This window comes from Mesorhizobium sp. M0771, from assembly GCF_040320155.1.
GTDB lineage: Bacteria > Pseudomonadota > Alphaproteobacteria > Rhizobiales > Rhizobiaceae > Mesorhizobium.
In genome coordinates, this window is the sequence record NZ_JAMYPC010000003.1 from 315,190 (window position 1) to 332,858 (window position 17,669).

The 17,669-nt window shown below is 63.4% G+C and carries 16 protein-coding genes; 12 read left to right on the plus strand and 4 right to left on the minus strand.

The window, feature by feature from the left end:
- Window positions 1-12 precede the first annotated feature (12 nt).
- Genes NKI05_RS06910 through NKI05_RS06925 form a run of 4 tightly spaced genes read left to right on the plus strand, consistent with a single transcriptional unit; the run spans window position 13 to window position 5,848 of the window.
- Complete coding sequence (locus tag NKI05_RS06910) at window positions 13-1,584, plus strand: phytoene desaturase family protein (protein WP_023815146.1); 1,572 nt, start codon at window positions 13-15, stop codon at window positions 1,582-1,584.
- Entirely contained in the window at window positions 1,584-2,066 is a 483-nt protein-coding gene (locus NKI05_RS06915; RefSeq protein WP_023682744.1) for a MarR family winged helix-turn-helix transcriptional regulator, read from the plus strand. Before NKI05_RS06910 ends, NKI05_RS06915 begins: the two co-directional genes overlap by 1 nt.
- A 43-nt stretch (window positions 2,067-2,109) precedes the next feature.
- Window positions 2,110-4,263, plus strand: a complete 2,154-nt coding sequence (locus NKI05_RS06920; protein ID WP_023815145.1) for a thiamine pyrophosphate-dependent enzyme — start codon at window positions 2,110-2,112, stop codon at window positions 4,261-4,263.
- Window positions 4,256-5,848 carry an indolepyruvate oxidoreductase subunit beta family protein gene (locus NKI05_RS06925; protein WP_023815144.1) on the plus strand — a complete coding sequence of 531 codons (1,593 nt, stop codon included), beginning with the start codon at window positions 4,256-4,258 and terminating at the stop codon, window positions 5,846-5,848. The genes NKI05_RS06920 and NKI05_RS06925 overlap by 8 nt, the downstream gene beginning before the upstream one ends.
- Before the next feature lie 133 nt (window positions 5,849-5,981).
- On the opposite strand, the gene NKI05_RS06930 is transcribed toward NKI05_RS06925, so the two are convergent.
- A complete protein-coding gene (locus NKI05_RS06930) occupies window positions 5,982-6,878 on the minus strand; it encodes a LysR family transcriptional regulator (protein ID WP_023815143.1) in 897 nt (298 codons plus the stop codon).
- Between the two features lie 228 nt (window positions 6,879-7,106).
- Here NKI05_RS06930 and NKI05_RS06935 point away from each other — a divergent pair, with 228 nt between their 5' ends.
- The 4 genes from NKI05_RS06935 (at window position 7,107) to NKI05_RS06950 (ending at window position 10,030) form a co-directional block, all read left to right on the plus strand.
- Window positions 7,107-7,841, plus strand: a complete 735-nt coding sequence (locus NKI05_RS06935) for an SDR family NAD(P)-dependent oxidoreductase (RefSeq protein ID WP_352792282.1) — start codon at window positions 7,107-7,109, stop codon at window positions 7,839-7,841.
- 34 nt (window positions 7,842-7,875) lie between these two features.
- Complete coding sequence (locus NKI05_RS06940; protein WP_023815142.1) at window positions 7,876-8,628, plus strand: SDR family NAD(P)-dependent oxidoreductase; 753 nt, start codon at window positions 7,876-7,878, stop codon at window positions 8,626-8,628.
- Window positions 8,629-8,660: 32 nt separating this feature from the next.
- Window positions 8,661-9,260 (plus strand): NADPH-dependent F420 reductase, encoded by a 600-nt coding sequence (locus NKI05_RS06945; RefSeq protein ID WP_023815141.1) that lies wholly within the window; start codon window positions 8,661-8,663, stop codon window positions 9,258-9,260.
- Window positions 9,261-9,397: 137 nt separating this feature from the next.
- On the plus strand, window positions 9,398-10,030 hold the full coding sequence (locus tag NKI05_RS06950) for a class I SAM-dependent methyltransferase (protein ID WP_352792283.1): 633 nt from the start codon (window positions 9,398-9,400) through the stop codon (window positions 10,028-10,030).
- 269 nt (window positions 10,031-10,299) lie between these two features.
- Here the strand turns inward: NKI05_RS06950 and NKI05_RS06955 are convergent, their stop codons facing one another.
- Both NKI05_RS06955 and NKI05_RS06960 read right to left on the minus strand, forming a co-directional pair.
- Window positions 10,300-10,893 carry a DJ-1/PfpI family protein gene (locus NKI05_RS06955; RefSeq protein ID WP_023686902.1) on the minus strand — a complete coding sequence of 198 codons (594 nt, stop codon included), beginning with the start codon at window positions 10,891-10,893 and terminating at the stop codon, window positions 10,300-10,302.
- Between the two features lie 160 nt (window positions 10,894-11,053).
- Complete coding sequence (locus NKI05_RS06960) at window positions 11,054-11,752, minus strand: GntR family transcriptional regulator (RefSeq protein ID WP_023729141.1); 699 nt, start codon at window positions 11,750-11,752, stop codon at window positions 11,054-11,056.
- Window positions 11,753-11,926: 174 nt separating this feature from the next.
- On the opposite strand from NKI05_RS06960, the gene NKI05_RS06965 reads away from it, so the two are divergent.
- The 3 genes from NKI05_RS06965 to NKI05_RS06975 are packed head-to-tail and all read left to right on the plus strand — an operon-like array spanning window position 11,927 to window position 15,489.
- Complete coding sequence (locus NKI05_RS06965) at window positions 11,927-13,156, plus strand: iron-containing alcohol dehydrogenase (RefSeq protein WP_023735696.1); 1,230 nt, start codon at window positions 11,927-11,929, stop codon at window positions 13,154-13,156.
- 60 nt (window positions 13,157-13,216) lie between these two features.
- Window positions 13,217-14,665, plus strand: coding sequence for an NAD-dependent succinate-semialdehyde dehydrogenase (locus NKI05_RS06970; protein ID WP_245261818.1), 1,449 nt, complete (start codon window positions 13,217-13,219; stop codon window positions 14,663-14,665).
- A 41-nt stretch (window positions 14,666-14,706) separates the two neighbouring features.
- A complete protein-coding gene (locus tag NKI05_RS06975) occupies window positions 14,707-15,489 on the plus strand; it encodes an alpha/beta hydrolase (RefSeq protein WP_245261811.1) in 783 nt (260 codons plus the stop codon).
- A gap of 333 nt (window positions 15,490-15,822) precedes the next feature.
- Here NKI05_RS06975 and NKI05_RS06980 read toward each other — a convergent pair whose 3' ends face one another.
- Window positions 15,823-16,719 (minus strand): NAD(P)/FAD-dependent oxidoreductase, encoded by an 897-nt coding sequence (locus NKI05_RS06980; protein WP_023667777.1) that lies wholly within the window; start codon window positions 16,717-16,719, stop codon window positions 15,823-15,825.
- Window positions 16,720-16,848: 129 nt separating this feature from the next.
- Between NKI05_RS06980 and NKI05_RS06985 the strand changes: the two genes are divergently transcribed.
- Complete coding sequence (locus tag NKI05_RS06985; protein WP_023667776.1) at window positions 16,849-17,478, plus strand: TetR/AcrR family transcriptional regulator; 630 nt, start codon at window positions 16,849-16,851, stop codon at window positions 17,476-17,478.
- Window positions 17,479-17,669 lie beyond the last annotated feature (191 nt).

Consider the following 17,669-nt stretch of genomic DNA (forward strand, 5'->3'; position numbering starts at 1 on the left):
AAGCACGCTGAGGTGAGCCAGCCGGATCACATCATCGTTGGCAGCGGCATCAACGCGCTGGTCTGCGCGGCGATGCTTGGCGGCAAGGGCGCGAAGGTGCTCGTCCTCGAGCGCAACGACCGCATCGGCGGCTGCATGCGTACCGAGGAGATCACCGCGCCCGGCTTCATCCATGACGTGATGGCGACCACCTTCGTGCTGTTCATCACCTCGCCGGCCTTTGCGGCATTGGGCAGCGATCTCGCGCGGCACGGGCTGGAGTTCTGTCACACCGGCACGCCAACCGGCGTGCTGCGGCCGGACGGCAGCCATGCCGTGCTCACCACCGACCGCGCCGCCAACGTCGCTGCAATCAATGCGATCGCCCCCGGCGATGGCGACCGGCACGCCGACGATGTCGGCAGCATCGAGCGCAATGCCGGCCTGCTGTTCGGCCTGCTCGGCGGCAGCCTGTGGTCCTATCCGACAGCCAAGCTGTTGGCCGGCGATGCCTGGCGGCGCAGCCCGCGTGGCCTTGCCGCTTTTCTGGGTGAGGCACTGGTGCCGGCGCGCAGCTGGTTGGAAAGCACCTATCAGTCCGAGACAATCCGCGCGCTGTGGGCGCCCTGGGTGCTGCATGCCGGGCTTGGACCGGAAGATGCTTTCTCAGGGCAGATCGCCAAGGTCATTGCCTTCGCGCTGGAAGCGGCCGGCGCGCCGATCGTCAAGGGCGGGGCGAAGAACCTGCTCGCCGCCTTCGAAGCCTTGATCCGTGAACGCGGCGGCGAAATCCGCACCGGCGCCGATGTCGCCTCGATCATCCAGAGCGGTGGCCGCGCGACCGGCGTGCGGCTGGCATCCGACGAAACGATTACAGCAAACAAGAGCGTCATCTGCTCGGTCACGCCGACGCAGCTTTACGGCCGGCTGCTCGGCGCGGATGCTCCCAAAGCCGAGGTCGAGGCGACACAGAAATATCGCTACGGCAAAGGCAATTTCCAGATCCACTATGCGCTGGCCAAGCCGCCGGCATGGCGCGGCGAAGGCCTCGACAAGGTGGCGCTGCTGCACCTGACGCCGGGGCTCGATGGCGTCTCGAAAGCCTGCAACGAGGCGGCGCGCGGGATGCTGCCGGAAGTGCCGACCATCTGCGTCGGCCAGCCGCATGCGCTCGATCCATCGCGCTGCCCGGAAGGCAAGGCGATCGTGTGGCTGCAACTGCCCGAGGCGCCCCGGCACATCAAGGGTGACGCCGCCGGCAAGCTGCAGACGCCGGCTGACGGACAATGGACCGAGGCGCTGCGTGAAGCCTACGCCGACCGCGTCGAAACCATTCTCGCCAGCCACATCGATGGCTTCAAGGGCAGCGTGATTGCGCGCCGCGCCTATTCGCCGGCCGATCTGGAAGCGATGAACATCAATCTGGTCGGCGGTGATCCTTATGGCGGGTCCTCGACCATCGACCAGTCGTTCCTGTGGCGCCCATTCAAGACCAGCCGCAACCACCAGACCGGCATCAAAAACCTCTATCACATCGGCGCGTCCACCCATCCGGGCGCGGGCCTCGGTGGCGGTTCCGGCTTTCTCCTGGCGGGGAGGCTTTGATGGAGCAGAAGGTTCCGGAAAAGCGCCAGCGCATTTCGACGCTTGGCCAGATCGGCCTGCAGCAATTCGCGCCCTATCTGATGAACCGCATCATGGGGCGCTACAACGCCACCTTGCGCGACGATTTCCGCAAGCAGGGCCTGACCATTCCGCAGGTCCGCACGCTGGCCGTGCTGTCGGTCACCGACGGCGTCACCGTCAACGACCTCTCGGTCTACACCGTCATCGAGCAGTCGACATTGAGCCGCACGCTCGACACGTTGGAAGGGCAAGGTTTCGTGCGGCGCGAGCAAGGCGTCACCGACAGCCGCATCCGCCATGTCTTCCTGACCGATGACGGCCGCGCCGAGTTCACCCGCGCCTGGCCGGCCATGCATGATGCGTTCGAGGCGATGTTCGACGATGTCGACGACGCCGAATACGCGGCTCTGATCGCCACATTGCAGAAGATGCTGAAGAACATTCGCAAGCACGACATCTAGACGCAGGCGCCGGCCGCACCGCCGGCAACGGAAGGTTGGAAAAATGGCCGAACGGTCTTTTGCCAAGGAAGTCGAAAAACTCAGGCTCGGCGATGGCGAGGAATTTGCCGGCGAAGGCATTCTCGCCATCACCAAGGCGCTGCTGCAATGCGGCGTCGGCTATGTCGGCGGATACCAGGGCGCGCCGATCAGCCATCTGATGGACGTGCTGGCCGACGCACAGGACATTCTGGGCGAACTCGGGGTGCATTTCGAGGCGAGCGCCTCGGAAGCCACCGCCACCGCCATGCTCGCTGCCTCGGTCCATTATCCGATCCGTGGCGCGGCGACCTTCAAGTCGACTGTCGGCACCAATGTCGCGTCCGACGCGCTCGCCAACCTTGCCTCCGGTGGCGTTACCGGCGGCGCGCTGATCATCGTCGGCGAGGATTATGGCGAGGGTTCCTCGATCATGCAGGAGCGCAGCCATGCCTTCGCCATGAAAAGCCAGGTCTGGCTGCTCGACCCGCGCCCGAACCTGCCTTCAATCGTCAAGGCGGTCGAGGATGGCTTCGAGCTATCCGAGGCGTCCAATACGCCGGTGATGCTGCAGGTGCGCATCCGCTGCTGCCACGTCCACGGCCATTTCATCGCCAAGGACAACAAGCGCCCGCCGATGACGGTGGCCGATGCGCTCGACGCGCCGCGCCGCGACACCGGCCGCATCGTGCTGCCACCCGCCTCCTTCCTGCACGAGAAGGAGAAGGTGCAAAAACGCTGGCCGGCGGCTGTCGATTTCATCGCGAGGAACAAGATCAACGAATTCTTCGGCTCGGATCACGGTTCGGTCGGCATCGTCATGCAGGGCGGCATGTACAATTCGGTCATCCGCGCCTTGCAGCGTCTCGGCCTTGCCGACACCTACGGCGAGACGGATGTGCCGCTCTATGTGCTCAACGCCGTCTATCCCCTGATAGACGATGAGTTCCTGTCTTTCTGCGAAGGCAAGCAGGCGGTGCTCGTGGTCGAGGAGGGCCAGCCCAACTACATCGAGCAAGGCTTTGCCGCCATGCTGCACAAGGCCGGGCGCGGTACCAGGCTGGTCGGCAAGGAGTATCTGCCGATGGCCGGCGAATACACCGGCCAGGTCATGCTCGACGGCATCGGCGCCTTCCTGCGCGCCGAGGCCTCGCATCTCTTGCCGGGCGAGGTGCGCGCGCCCAACAAGGTCGGCGACGGCGTCGACACCGCCGACCTGATCAATGTCGTGCCGGGCCGTCCGCCGGGCTTCTGCATCGGTTGCCCGGAGCGGCCGATCTTTGCCGCGACAAAGCTGGTCGAGCAGGAACTCGGCAAGCACCACATCGCCTCCGACATCGGCTGCCATTTGTTCTCGATCATGCCGCCCTTCGAGCTTGGCGCCACCACCATGGGATACGGGCTCGGGCCGGCCTCGGCTTCAGCCTTCAATTCGCCCGACGCCAAACGGAGGTCGATCTCCTTCGTCGGCGATGGCGGCTTCTGGCACAACGGCCTGACCTCCTCGATCGGCAACGCGGTGTTCAACAAGAATGACGGCGTTATCGTCATCGTCGACAATTTTTACTCCGCCGCCACCGGTGGGCAGGACATATTGTCGTCGCGTGCGGGCAACAAGACCAAGTCGACCAAGCATCCGATCACCGAAGCGGTGAAGGGCATGGGCGTCAAATGGCTGTGCCACATCGACCGCACCTACGATGTCGGCAAGATGCAGGACACGCTGCGCGAGGCGCTGACGACGGAGGAAAAGGGACCAAAGGTCATCGTCGCCTCGTCCGAATGCATGCTCAACCGCCAGCGCCGCGAAAAGCCGCTGGTCGACAAGGCGATCAAGGGCGGAACCCGTGTCGTCAAGCCGAAATTCGGCGTCGACGAGGACATCTGCACCGGCGACCACGCCTGCATGCGGCTGTCCGGCTGCCCGTCGCTGTCGGTGAAATCGCTCGACGATCCCTTGCGTGACGATCCGGTGGCATCGATCGACCAGAGCTGCGTCGGCTGCGGCAATTGCGGCGAGGTGGCGGACGCTGCCGTTCTGTGCCCATCCTTCTACCGCGCCGATGTCGTGCACAATCCGAGCCGCTGGGACCGCTTCCTCGAATCTGCACGTCGCGCCACCATCGGCCTGATGCAGCGCCGCCGCGAGAGCCGCAGGTTGACGTTCGCCGATGCTTGACCAGGCTTCGCCCTTGCGTCCGAAATCCGGTGCCGCCGATACCGAGCCGGTGATCAAGCTCGCTTTGCTCGCGGTCGGCGGCCAGGGCGGAGGCGTGCTCGCCGACTGGATCACCGATGTCGCCGAGCGCAATTCCTATGTCGCGCAATCGACCTCGGTCGCCGGCGTCGCCCAGCGCACCGGCGCCACGATCTATTACGTCGAGATGGCCCGCGACACCGGCCGGCTGCCGGTCTTTGCCCTTTCGCCTTCGCAAGGCGATGTCGACATATTGATCGCCGCCGAGCTGATGGAAGCCGGCCGCGCCATCATCAGGGGCTTCGTCACGCCCGATCGCACCACGCTGATCACCTCCTCGCACCGTATCGCCGCGGTGTCGGAAAAGATCGAGCCGGGTGACGGCCGGGCCTCGTCTTCCAAGGTACGCGCGACGGCGGAAGCTGCATCGAAACGCTTCATCGCCTTCGACATGGAAAAAATCGCCGCCGACAATGGCTCGATGATCTCGGCCAGTCTGCTTGGCGCGCTGGCCGGCTCCGACGCATTGCCGTTCACGCGTGAAAGCTATGAGCAAGCGATCGGCGCCGGCGGCCGGGGCGCGAAAGCCAGCCTCGCTGCCTTCGCCGTCGCCTACGACCGCGCGCGCGGTACGACGGCCCCCGCGCCACAGCCGGCAGAACCGGCCACGGTCGACCCCGCTCCGGGTGCAGGGCGCGTGAGCGGTCCGCAGAACCTGCTGCAGGGTTGGCAGGCGCTGGCCGCCCGCATCGACCTGATGCCCGCGGCGGTGCGCGACATGGCGCTTCGGGGCCTGAGAAAGGTCGTCGACTACCAGGACATCGCCTATGGCCGCGACTATCTCGACCGGTTGGACAAGGCCGTTGCGCTTGATGATCCCGGCCATGCCCATGCATTGTCCATCGCTGCCGCCAAGCATCTGGCCAACGCCCTGTGCTATGACGACATGATCCGCGTCGCCGATCTCAAGACTCGCTCGACCCGCGACCAGCGCGTGCGCCGCGAGGTCGGCGTCAAGGACGGCTCCATCCTGCAGGTGACCGAATATTTCCATCCGCGCATCGAGGAGTTCTGCGGCACCTTGCCGGCGGGGTTTGGCAGCTACATCGAGAACCGGCCGAAACTTGCCGGCTTTCTCGACCGGCGCATCAATCGCGGCCGGCGCATCCGCACCGACAGCTTTGCCGGCTTTGCGGTCCTCTGGTTGATTGGCGGCCTGCGCCGCTGGCGGCGGCGCCTGTTGCGCCACAAGGTCGAGACGGCGCATCTGGAGCGCTGGTATGCGCTGGCGCTCAGCCACGCGCCTCAGGACTACGCGCTCGCCGTCGAAATCTTGAACTGCCGCCGGCTGATCAAGGGCTACAGCGACACCCACCTCCGCGCCCAGTCCAAATTCGATCGCGTGCTGTCGGCGCTCGATCTGGTCAAGGGCCGCGATGACGCTGCCGACTGGATCAGGCGGTTGCGCGAAGCTGCGCTGAAAGACGAGAAAGGCGACATGCTCGATGGCGCGCTGAAGACGGTGGCATCGTTGTCTGATCATGGTGTGGGAAGAGGTCGAGCTTAGGCTGGTACCTCTACGCTACTGCCGCCGTTTCCCTACTCCCACTGGATTCGCGGATTGAACACGCCGCTTCAAGCGATCGCAGCTCGGCTTCCACCCGGATTGCGGGAAGCGTTGCCGGCGGATCTGCCGGGCGTCAGTCGCGCGATATGGACAGTCCCGAGAGAAGCGGAGCGTACGCGGCGAGCCTGCGGGATACGAACTCTGTGAAGAGCCGCACCCGCTTCGTCTTGCGTGTCTCGCCTTGCGTGAGAAGCCAGAGTGTCCCATGCATGGGCACGTCGATCCCCGGCACCCTCACCAGCAGGGGGTCGGTATCTCCGACGAAGCACGGCAGTTTCGTTATCCCAATCCCCTGGTGCGCCGCGATGATCTGCGTCTCGGCGTCAGGTGTCCTGAACGGTACTCCCGTGACGTGAACTTCTCCCTCGCGCGCCCAGTCCGGAATTCCATGATTGTCTATGCCTATCCATCGGATAGGATCAGGCGTGCCCGCACGCCACGCGGCTAGTCGATCGCGAGACATGTAGACGCCGCTGAACAGCTCCGGTCCCTTCAGGCCGTGAAGATTGAGCGGCAGGGTCTTGCGGTCGGCGACAATGCGGATCGCGACGTCGGCCTCTCGGTTGGTCAGATTTGCCAGCTCACCGGACGACAAGATTTCCATCTCGATGTCGCGATGCAAACGCGCGAAGTCGGCGAGATCCGGCATGAGCAGGTGTGTGGCGAGGAACGGTGGAAGCGTCACCCGCAAAAGTCCGCGCGCGCTCTGGTCACGACCGAAGACGCGCGTCTCCAGCTGGTGCGACGACGCTTCCATCTGGGTCGCGAGATCGAGGACATCTTCCCCCGCAGCCGTCAGGCGGTAGCCGGAAGGCAGCTTTTCGAACATCTGCGCCCCGAGGCGTTCCTCGAGCTGAGCGATGCGTCGCAGCACGGTCGAGTGGTTCACACCGAGGCGCGCGGCGGCGGCACGCACCGAGCCTCCACGCGCGGCGGCAAGAAAGTAGCGAACGTCATCCCAGTCGATCATGGTGCATTCCTGCGCAGCGCAGTGCGGCTTGCAAAGCCCATACTAACACGATCAGCCGTAGTTCGTGCGGTCATCGTGGCCTTCAATCATCTAGCTGGATCGTTTTCGCACCAGCGATGTGCGCGATTGCGCACTCACCGCCCGACTTCGGCGAACCCATCTTGAGGCTCTCGCGGGGCTTTCCCGTGCAGCCAAAGACACGAGGCGGCGAAACGAAGGATGCATGACATGAACAGACTGAATGGAAAGACCGCTGTGATAACCGGCGGCGCTACGGGCATCGGCCGCGCCGCAGCCAAGCGCTTTATCGAGGAGGGCGCCTTCGTCTTCATCTTCGGCCGCCGGCAGGAAGCGCTCGACGCCGCCGTGGCTGACCTTGGGCCTAGTGCCCGCGCGGTTAAGGGCTCGGTCTCGGATGAGGCCGACCTCGACCGACTCTACGCTGCGGTGAAGGCCGAGCGCGGAAGCCTCGATATCGTCTTCGCCAATGCCGGGGCGGGAAGCCCGCTTCCGCTCGGCCAGATCACCGCCTTGCACATTGACGAAACCTTCGACACCAATGTGAAGGGTACGATCTTCACGGTCCAGAAGGCGCTGCCGCTGATGAGCCAGGGCGGTTCGATCATCCTGACCGGGTCGAGCGCCGGCACCACGGGCGCTCCGGGGTTCACTGCCTATAGCGCGAGCAAGGCGGCAGTGCGCAACCTGGCGCGGACCTGGGCGGAAGACCTGAAGGGCACCGGCATCCGCGTAAACGTGCTGTCGCCCGGAGCGACGGCGACCGAACTCGCGAAGGAGGCGTTAGGCGAGGAAGGCCAGAAGGCCTACGGCGCGATGACCCCGCTCCAGCGCATGGCCGATCCGGCGGAGATCGGCGCCGCGGCCGCCTTCCTCGCGTCGCCGGACAGCAGCTTCATGACCGCCAGCGAGGTCGCCGTCGACGGCGGCCTGGCTCAACTCTGACCCCTGGCCCGTGCGCAACGAAAGACAAAGAATTATGAAAAAACTCGAAGGCAAGATCGCAGTCATCACGGGCGGAAGCAGCGGGATCGGATTGGCCACAGCCAAGCGCTTCGTAGAAGAAGGAGCGCACGTCGTGATTACCGGGCGAAGAGAGAAGGAGTTGAAGGAGGCCGCAGCCTTCATCATGAAAAACGTTACGACGGTCGTGGGTGACGTGTCGCTCCTGGAAGATCTGGATCGCCTCTATGCCGTCGTGAAGGAGAAACATGGTCATATCGACATTCTCTTCGCCAACGCCGGCGCGGGGACGATCGCACCGATCGCCGTCGCTACCGAGGCACATTTTGATCAGACCTTCGATGTGAACGTGAAGGGTCTGTTCTTTACGGTGCAGAAGGCCCTTCCCCTGTTCAAAGACGGCGGTTCGATCATCCTGAATTCTTCAGTGTCGAACGTGTTGGGGCTTCCAGGGTTTAGTACCTACGCCGCGAGCAAGGCGGCTGTACGCAACTTCGCGCGCGCTTGGACACTGGAATTCAAAGACCGCAAAATCCGCGTCAATGCAATGAGTCCGGGACCAATCGAGACGCCGGCCTTGGAGACAACGACTGGCCTTACCCCTGAGCAAGCCGAGCAAGCGGCCGCCCAGTTTGCGTCACAGATCCCAATGGGTCGCAGGGGCAAACCAGAGGAAATCGCGGCTGCCGTAACGTTCCTCGCCTCCGATGAAAGTTCTTTCGTCACCGGCGTGGATCTCGCCGTCGACGGAGGTATGGCGCAAGTCTGACCCCAACATTAGCACCAGATCGGAGAAGTACTATGAACTATGCAATCGTAGGATTCGGCAATATCGGACAGGCCCTTGCCAAGGCGTTTGCCCGAAACGGCATCGAAGTTTCCGTTGCAACCACACGCGACCCGGAAAGCTTTGCCGCCGATGCGGCCGCGATCGGACCCACGATCATCCGCAGAAAACTGGCGGAAGCCATCAAGGCGGACATCATCTTTTTGGCTGTCCGCTTCGAGGCGCACCCGAATGTCGCGAAGGCGCTCCCTACCTGGCAGGGGAAGACGATCATCGATGTGACCAATGCCTATGGCGTGCCCCCGGAGGAACTGGGAGGACAACCTTCTTCCAAGTTCATCGCGCAGGCCTTCTCTGGCGCAAAACTGGTCAAGGGCTTCAACCATTTGGTCGCCCCGGTGCTTGATCAGGATCCGGCCGTACATGGTGGCCGGAGGGTCGTGTTCCTGGCAAGCGACGATGACGCTGCCGCAACACAGATTGGGGAGCTTGCGAAAAATCTCGGTTTCGCGCCGATCAAGCTTGGCGGGGTGTCGGAAGGTGGCCTGCTGGTCCAGGCGCGCGGAAACAGATGGGGCCATCTGATCTTTGAGGACCTGGTCAAGTTCGACTGACGAGCACGACGTCCCCACCCGCAAAGAGACGACGCACGCGATCGGAGCTCGGATCGGATCAAGCGCGATCCGATCCGAGCAAAATGGAGAAATCACTATGAGCACCGAGAAGAATATCCACTCCTAAGGAGATTTCGATGTACGACCAATCCAAGGTATCCGAGTTAATCTGGTTCGCACGAATCGAGGCGGGCTCCACCGTAATCGACGTTTACCCTGGCGACGGAGACTGGACGCGCCGCTTCTCCGACATCGTCGGATCAGAGGGGCGGGTCTACAGCTTCGTGCCGGCAGAGATCGCCCACTTCAAGAACGATCCGGTCGGCCTCATGCGGACACTCGCGAAGGAGCCGGGCCGAGAGAACGTCGAAGCCGCCTCGGCGGACCTCGTCGCGATGCCGGAGGTTACGCCGCCAGCCGATGTCCTATGGCTGCACCTGTTTTACCACGATCTTCACACCGCCCTGATCCAGAAGAAGGGTGCGACGGCGGCCGACTTCAATCGAGCTGTCTACAAGCGGCTGAAACCCGGTGGGTCCTACGTCATCGTCGACCACGCCGCCGCCGCTGGGTCGGGCACGAGCGACACCCGGTCGCTGCATCGGATCGACCCTGCATCCGTCCGCGAGGAGGTGGAGGCGGCCGGCTTCGTACTGGACGCGGAAAGCACCGTGCTGGTGAATAAGGATGACCCGCACTCGATCAAGGTGTTCGATCCCGCGATCAAGGGCGAGACCGATCGCTTCGCGTTTCGGTTCGTAAAGCCCTGACAGGTCCTGGGCGCCGACTTCATGTCGACCGCCCCATTGAGTCCACCAACTCGAGTTCGGACCCGTCAAGCTGGGAAAGGTCAACGAGGATGGCGCGCTGTGCACGCACGCGATGCGGCAGCGCCTTGAAGGCGTCCGAGGTGATGATGGCCACAGGTTCTGGAGCACACCTGCCGCAGGTTCCTGATCTGAACCTGATGAAATGACGGAAGTCGCCGCGCCGTTTAGGGAGCCGGCGCATCCCCTCAGGATGCGCCGGGACAAACGGTTCAAGAATGGTGGATTTCCGTTCCCAGCACCTTCAGGCATTCACGGATGAATGCCGCAAGCGCGGTCCAGCCTTTGGCTGAAACCATGGTCCCATCGACATAGGCGTCGGTGGGAGACAAATCGATATAAGTGCCGCCGGCAAGCGTCACCTCCGGCTCGCAAGCGGCGAGCGCCGCCACCTTCTTGCCGCGCACGACGCCGTCCACCGCGATCAGAATCTGGACGCCATGGCAGATCGTGAAGATCGGCTTTTTTGCCTCGTGGAAATGGCGCACCATCGCTTGTATCCGCTTGTCGGTGCGGATGTATTCGGGGCCACGACCGCCGGCGCAATACACAGCGTCGTACTGGCTCAGCTGCCTCTCGGCGTCGGCGAAGGTCTTGTTGATCAGCGCATTGTGGCCGGGCTTTTCGGTGTAGGTCTGATCGCCCTCGAAATCGTGCAGCGACGTCTTGATCATGTCTCCGGCGCTTTTGTCGGGGCACACGACATGAACGGTGTGTCCCACCGCTTCCATCGCCTGCTGATAGACGAAGATTTCATACTCCTCGGTGAAATCACCGGTCAGCATCAGGATTTTTTTGGCTGGCATGTCTTTTCCTCTCGGCTTGTTCCAGGGGCGAGGTGCACTGCGCGCCTCCTTCCCGGTATCGAAATCGGCTCAGAACGGGGAGTAGAATTCGTAGGCGGCAGGCTGGGCGAACAGCGGCGCGCCGCGCTTGAGGGTGCCTCGGGCAAGCAGCATCGCCAGGCTACTCGAACGCAGGCAGGAGCCTGTCCCGCGAATTTTCGATGTGCGCACGCATGGCTTTTTCGGCGGCGTCCGGATCGCCCGCGGCAAAGGCAGCGAGAATAGCCTCGTGCTCGTCGAGCGCCTCTTCGGTCACCCTGGAGTGATACATCAGCCGGAAGATATGGAAGTGGGTATGCTGGTGATTCAGTGTCTCGCGAATGAGTTCGTTTTGGGCGAACTCGACGATCTTGTCGTGGAAGATCGCATCCTGACGGGCGAAGTTCGAATAGCGCAGGCGTTCGTCTTTCCCCACCCGTCGGGCCATGACGCCAGCCGCCTCCTGCAGCGCGGCAAGGCGCTCGCCGTCCATTGTTGCGGTGGCTTTGGCCGCGGCGGCAGGTTCAAGCAATAGACGCAGCTCGTAAAGTTCGTCGAAGCGCCGGCGGGTGATTTGTGGGGCGGCGCGATAGCCGATCAGGTGGGTTTTCAGAACCAGCCCTTCCCCCTCCAGCCTGCCAAGCGCTTCACGAATGGGGGTATGTGAGACGTTGAATTCCTTGACGAGATTGTCGACGGTGATGCGCGATCCCGGAGCAATCCTCAAAGACATGAGCTGCGCGAAGATTGCTTCGTAAACGTCGCCGGCCAGACTGTTGGCGCGCTGGATACGACCCCTGGCACGGGCTTCATTGTCAACCGTCAGGTCCGTGTTCTGCATCGTTTGCCTCTTGACAGAACCACCCACTAACACGATGCTCCGCGAAACTCAATCCTATATCCTATACGATTTTATTAGAGGGCATCGCATGATTATGACCTGCAGCGCCGAGGTCGGCCTCTGGCACGAAGCCAAGCTTGTCGGCTTCCAACCCGTCTTCGCAGGATCTTGTGCATGAGCTTGTTTGCAGCGGCGCGCCTGCCGAGCGAGATTCTGTTCGGCAAAGGCCAGCGCCATGTCCTGCCTGCCATCGCCGCCAAATATGGGCGCCGCGCGTTCGTCTGTACCGATGAGCGCTTCGCGGCGACGTCGCAGTTCGCCGAGATTCTCGCTGGCTTGCACAACGCGGCGATCGAGACGTTGGTCTTCGACCGAACGCTGCCGGATGTGCCGCGCGACAGCGTCGCCGCCTGCATTGCGCAAGCGAAAGATTTCAAGCCGGACATGGTGATCGGCATCGGGGGCGGCAGCTGCCTGGACATGGCCAAATGCGCTGCACTTCTGCTCAGCCATGGCGGCAAGCTCGAGGACTACTATGGCGAGTTCAAGGTACCCGGCCCTACCCTTCCGGTAATCGCAGTGCCGACGACGGCTGGAACAGGCTCCGAGGTGACCCCCGTCGCCGTGATCTCCGACCCGGATCGGACGCTGAAAGTGGGTATCGCCAGTCCGCATCTCATCGCGGCAGTGGCGCTTTGCGATCCGGATCTGACGGTGACCTGTCCACCGTCCTTGACGGCGATCGCCGGCGCCGACGCGCTGACGCACGCAATCGAGGCCTTCACAGCGGCCAAACGCGGCGCCGACCCTCATTTGCCGCAACAGCACGTGTTCATCGGCAAGAGCGCTCTGACCGATCATTTCGCGCTTCTGGCCATCAGGCTGCTCGGCCGCAGTCTGGAAAAGGCATATCGCGACGGATCGGACGAGGATGCGCGCGCCGACGTCATGATGGGAGCGCTGGCCGCCGGTTGCGCCTTCGGTACGGCGGGAACGGCCGCCGCCCATGCGGTGCAGTATCCCGTTGGCGCGCTTACCCACACCCCGCATGGCCTGGGGGTCGCCACCATGCTGCCCTACGTGATGACCTACAATCTGGCCGCAGCAGCCGCGGAGATTGCGGAAGTCGGCACTGCTCTCGGCCTTTCCCATCAGGGCGGCGGCGACGCCGATGCCTTGGCGCACGCCACCATCCGTGAGGTGAGCCGGCTGTTTGGCGCCATCGGCATCACACCGACATTGGCCGAACTGGGTCTTCCCGAAGACAAGATCGACTGGACGGCCGAGCAGGCGCTGGGCATCGACCGGTTGATCAAGAACAATCCCCGCCCGTTCGACCTTACCGCGATGCGACAGCTGGTCAGGGCTGCTTATGACGGCGACATGTCCGCCACCACGATGTGATCGACCAGGAGCTCATCCAAAATGAACATCGCCGCAGGCATATCCGACGAGGATCAAGATATGTTCGACTACGCCACGGTCTCGCACGGTCTCTACATTGGCGGACGCTGGCGGCCCTCATCGGAGGGCCGCGTGATCGAAGTGGTCGATCCCTCGACTGAAGCCGTGATCGCTGCGGTTCCCGATGCAACGCTCACTGATGCCGCCGCCGCCGTCGACGCTGCCGCGAAGGCGGCGGCCGGCTGGCGCGAGACCCCGCCACGCAGGCGATCGGAAATCCTGCGACGCTGCTTCGAACTGATGACGGAACGGGCGGAGACGTTGGCCGCGCTGATCTCGCTGGAGAACGGCAAGGCGCTGCGCGATGCGCGCGGCGAAGTCGCCTATGCGGCGGAGTTCTTTCGCTGGAACGCCGAGGAAGCGGTCCGCATCAACGGCGAGTTCGGCCTTGCGCCCTCGGGCGCGAACCGGATCATTGTCGACTACCAGCCCATCGGCATTTGCGTGCTCATCACACCATGGAATTTCCCAGCCGCCATGGCGACACGTAAAATCGCTCCGGCGCTGGCGGCCGGCTGTACGGTGGTCCTGAAGCCCGCCAGCGAGACACCGCTGACGGCCTATGCGCTTGCGGCGCTCTACGAGGAAGCCGGCGTGCCGCCCGGCGTCGTCAACGTCCTGACGACCTCGACCCCCGGACCGGTGACGGCGGCCATGCTGGCCGATCCGCGCGTGCGAAAGCTGTCCTTCACCGGCTCGACCGGCGTCGGGCGCGTGCTGCTGGCCGAAGCCGCAAAGCACGTCATTTCCTGTTCCATGGAGCTTGGCGGCAACGCACCCTTCATCGTCTTCGACGACGCCGACCTGGAAGCAGCCCTCGACGGTGCGATGGTTGCCAAGATGCGCAACGCCGGCGAAGCCTGCACGGCCGCCAACCGGCTTTACGTCCAGGCCGGCATCCATGATGCTTTCGCGGAAGGCTTGACCAAACGCATGGCGGCACTCAACCTGGGCCCGGGCACAGACTCAGACACAGAATGCGGGCCGATGATCACCAGGAAGGCTGTGCACAAGATCGACCGGCTTGTGCAGGACGCCGTTGCCCGCGGCGCCAAAATCCTGTGTGGCGGCGGCGTATCTGAAGGCAGAGGCTTTTTCTATCCGCCAACGGTGCTCAAGGACGTGCCGGCCGACGCCGCCATGCTCCACGAGGAGATATTCGGTCCGGTGGCGCCGATCATGCGCTTCGACAGCGAGGCGGATGTCATCGCCAAAGCCAATGACACCGAATACGGTCTCGCTGCCTACATCTATACGCGCGACCTGGCCTGGGGGATGCGCGTGGCATCGAAGATCGAGTCCGGCATGATCGCGCTCAACCGCGGCCTGATGTCGGATCCGGCGGCGCCTTTCGGAGGTGTCAAGCAGAGCGGGCTGGGCCGCGAAGGTGGCCAGAAGCATGGCGTTGCCGAGTTCATGGAGGCGAAGTACATCGCCGTGACCCTGTGAGCGGACATCCCGCCAAAGATCCGTTTCGCATTCGCGATCATGTGGTCGAGTTCGACGACATCGTCGCCGAGATCGTTCGCAGAAGCGAGGAGACCAGGGCGAACGTTCCCATGGTCGCCGATGTCGCCTACGGGGCTGACGCCACCGAAACCATGGATCTGTTCTTTCCCGAGGGCAAACGGGACCGCCTGCCGGTGCACATGTTCATCCACGGGGGCTATTGGCGCATGTTCTCCAAGCGCGACTATTCCTACGTCGCCGAGACCGTTACGAACGCAGGTGCGATCGCGGTCATTGTCGACTACGCGCTGATGCCTACCGTCCGGATGGCCAGGATCGTCGACCAGGTGCGCCGCGCCAAGCGATGGGTATTTGACAATGTCGCACACCATGGCGGCAATCCCGGCCTGCTGACCGTTAGCGGTCATTCCGCCGGTGCGCATCTGGCAACAATGCTTTTCGACGGTGACGAGCGGCCTTCCGGCATCAAAGCTGCGCTGCTGCTTGGCGGCCTTTACGACCTGAAGCCATTGCAGATGTCGTTCCTTGGCGCCGAGATCGCGATCACCGACGAGGAGGCCCGCCGATTCTCGCCGATCGACCACAGTTTCGATCCATCCGTGGGCGTAGATATCTCGGTCGGCGCCGATGAAACGTCGCCGTTCCACAGCCAGGCCGCACTCTTCACGGACCACCTTGACACACAGGGACTGACTGTTTCGCGCATCACCCTTGGTGGGGCCAATCACATGAGCAGCGTCCGTGACCTTGGCTTGGCTGGTACCGAGGCCGCGTCACTGCTGGCCCGCGTCGTGGCCGCCTGAGACTTCCGCCAGAAGCGCTGCTGGGCGCGACCGTTCTTCGCAGTAGCGTCGCAGCATCGAGGTGCCGACCGCGGTGGCGAATCTTCCGCCACCGGTCCCCATACCGTAAGCCCGCCGGCGATGTCGACGTCGACGTGGTTCATGCTTTCCAGCGTGATTGAGCTTGATAACCGATGTCGGCGATCGCCGTCATGCAGGCAGCCCAGTTGAGTTCTCAAGGCTGGCCGGCCAAAGACGCCCCTCAGGGGAGAGCGGGCCGACGTTCCGCAACACCGGCCCGCAACCTTCAGAATACGATAGCCCGCGGCACCCCGGAGAAGGGAATCTGCGCTCTCACACCAGCATCGACTGCTGGGCGAAGATGCCCGCCATCGCGCCGTGCGATATTGCCAGGGTGACCGATGGCGGCGTGAGGGGGTTGGCGAGGTCGCCCGCGGCGTAGATGCCGGGCATGCTGGTTTCGCGGCGCTCGTCGACCTTGAGGATTACGCCGAGGGGCGTATCGACCGTGGCGAGGCCCAGTGATTCATGCAGGCTTGCGGACGGCTTGTTGCGCGGATGCGCGAACAGGATGTCGACCGCGACCTTGGGGCCGGTATCGAGCTTGACGGTGGCGTTATGCCCCCCGTGATGGGCGATCTCGCTGATCCGGCCGTCGACGACAGGTATGTTGCGGCGCGCCAGACCGGCCCGGATATCGGGCGGAATGTCGTGACCATCGGCAAAGACCGTCAACCTGTCGGTCCAATCGTGGAACAGCCTGACCTGATTCATCGACTGTGGGCCGGACCAGACGAGGCCCCAATGCTGGCCGGCGACTTCAAAGCCGTCGCAATAGGGGCAGGGCACGATGGACGTGCCCCAACCTTCGGCAAAGCCCGGAACATCAGGCATCTGGTCGGCGACGCCATAGCTCAGGATCAGGCGGCGCGCGCCGAGGCTTCCGCCATCGCCAGTGAGGACGGAGAAATCGTCGATGGCGCCGGACAGGCTGTCGGCCCGGGCATTGACCAGCTTGATCGTGGGATAGCGCGCCAGCTGCCGCCGCGCCTCGGCCAGGATGTCCAGCGGTGGCTTGTGATCGTGGCCGAGCAGGCCATGCGAGTGGCCGGCGAAGCGGTTGCGCGGCAGGCCGGTATCGAGAACGGTGACCTTACGGCGGGCACGGCCGAGTTGCAGGGCACCGGCGAGACCGGCAAAGCTGCCGCCGATGATGATGACGTCATCCATAATGGGCTCCGTGTTGTGGATGAGGGGCTGGTTGGACCTGGTTGAAACCTACCCATCGGCTTGCGCATTTCAGAAACTACATGGTATCGTAATCCAAGAATTAGGATACTGTCAAGGACTGGAATTGTCGTGACCGAAAATAGCCAGGGCCGGCGCGGCCGGCCCGCCAACGAGGCGCTTGGCCAAACGATACTCGACGCTGCGTCCGAACTCTTTGTGGAATTGGGTTTTCAAGCGACCACATTGGACAAGGTCGCCCAGCGGGCGAAGATATCCAAACTCAGCATCTATCGGCACTTCGAGAACAAGGAGGCGCTGTTCAGCGCGGCGATGGCGGCCGGCTGCCATCAGTTGTTTGCGCCACAGGCCCTTCTTGAAGGCGTCGGCGGTTCGGTCGAAGATCAGCTCATGGCGGTGGGATCGTCCCTGCTTCGCACGCTGTTGAGATCAGACGTCCGCAGTGTCGAAGCCATGGTCATGGCCGACCAGACGAATCCAAGGTCGTTAAGCAAGCTCCATTTCGAAGCCGGCCCCGCCCATGTCATCGCCCAAATCGAGGTCCTGTTGCGTCAGTTGCACGCGAAGGCGGTTCTGAACGTGCCCGATCCTCTCCGGTCCGCCCGCTTGTTTGCCGCGCTTTTCAAAGGATCCGATCTTTTGATTATCGCACGCTTCGATCAGGCGAGAGCGGCGGACGACAACGAAATCGAATCCTATTGCCGGTCGGCCGTCGCCATGTTCATCGCTGCGCACGGCTAGCACTCTGCCCTGCCCGCTAATCATTGTATTTCTGCGAAATACTCCGCTAGAGCCGCCGTCGCGATGGCGCCCATCCACCTCATGTCGATCGCGTCGGGGTCGGACTGCGCGCCCGCCGGTGAGCGGCATCTCCTACCTGCTCCGGTCACAGCGCTGCTTCGGCCGACCCTGTGCGGGCGAGGAAGAGAATG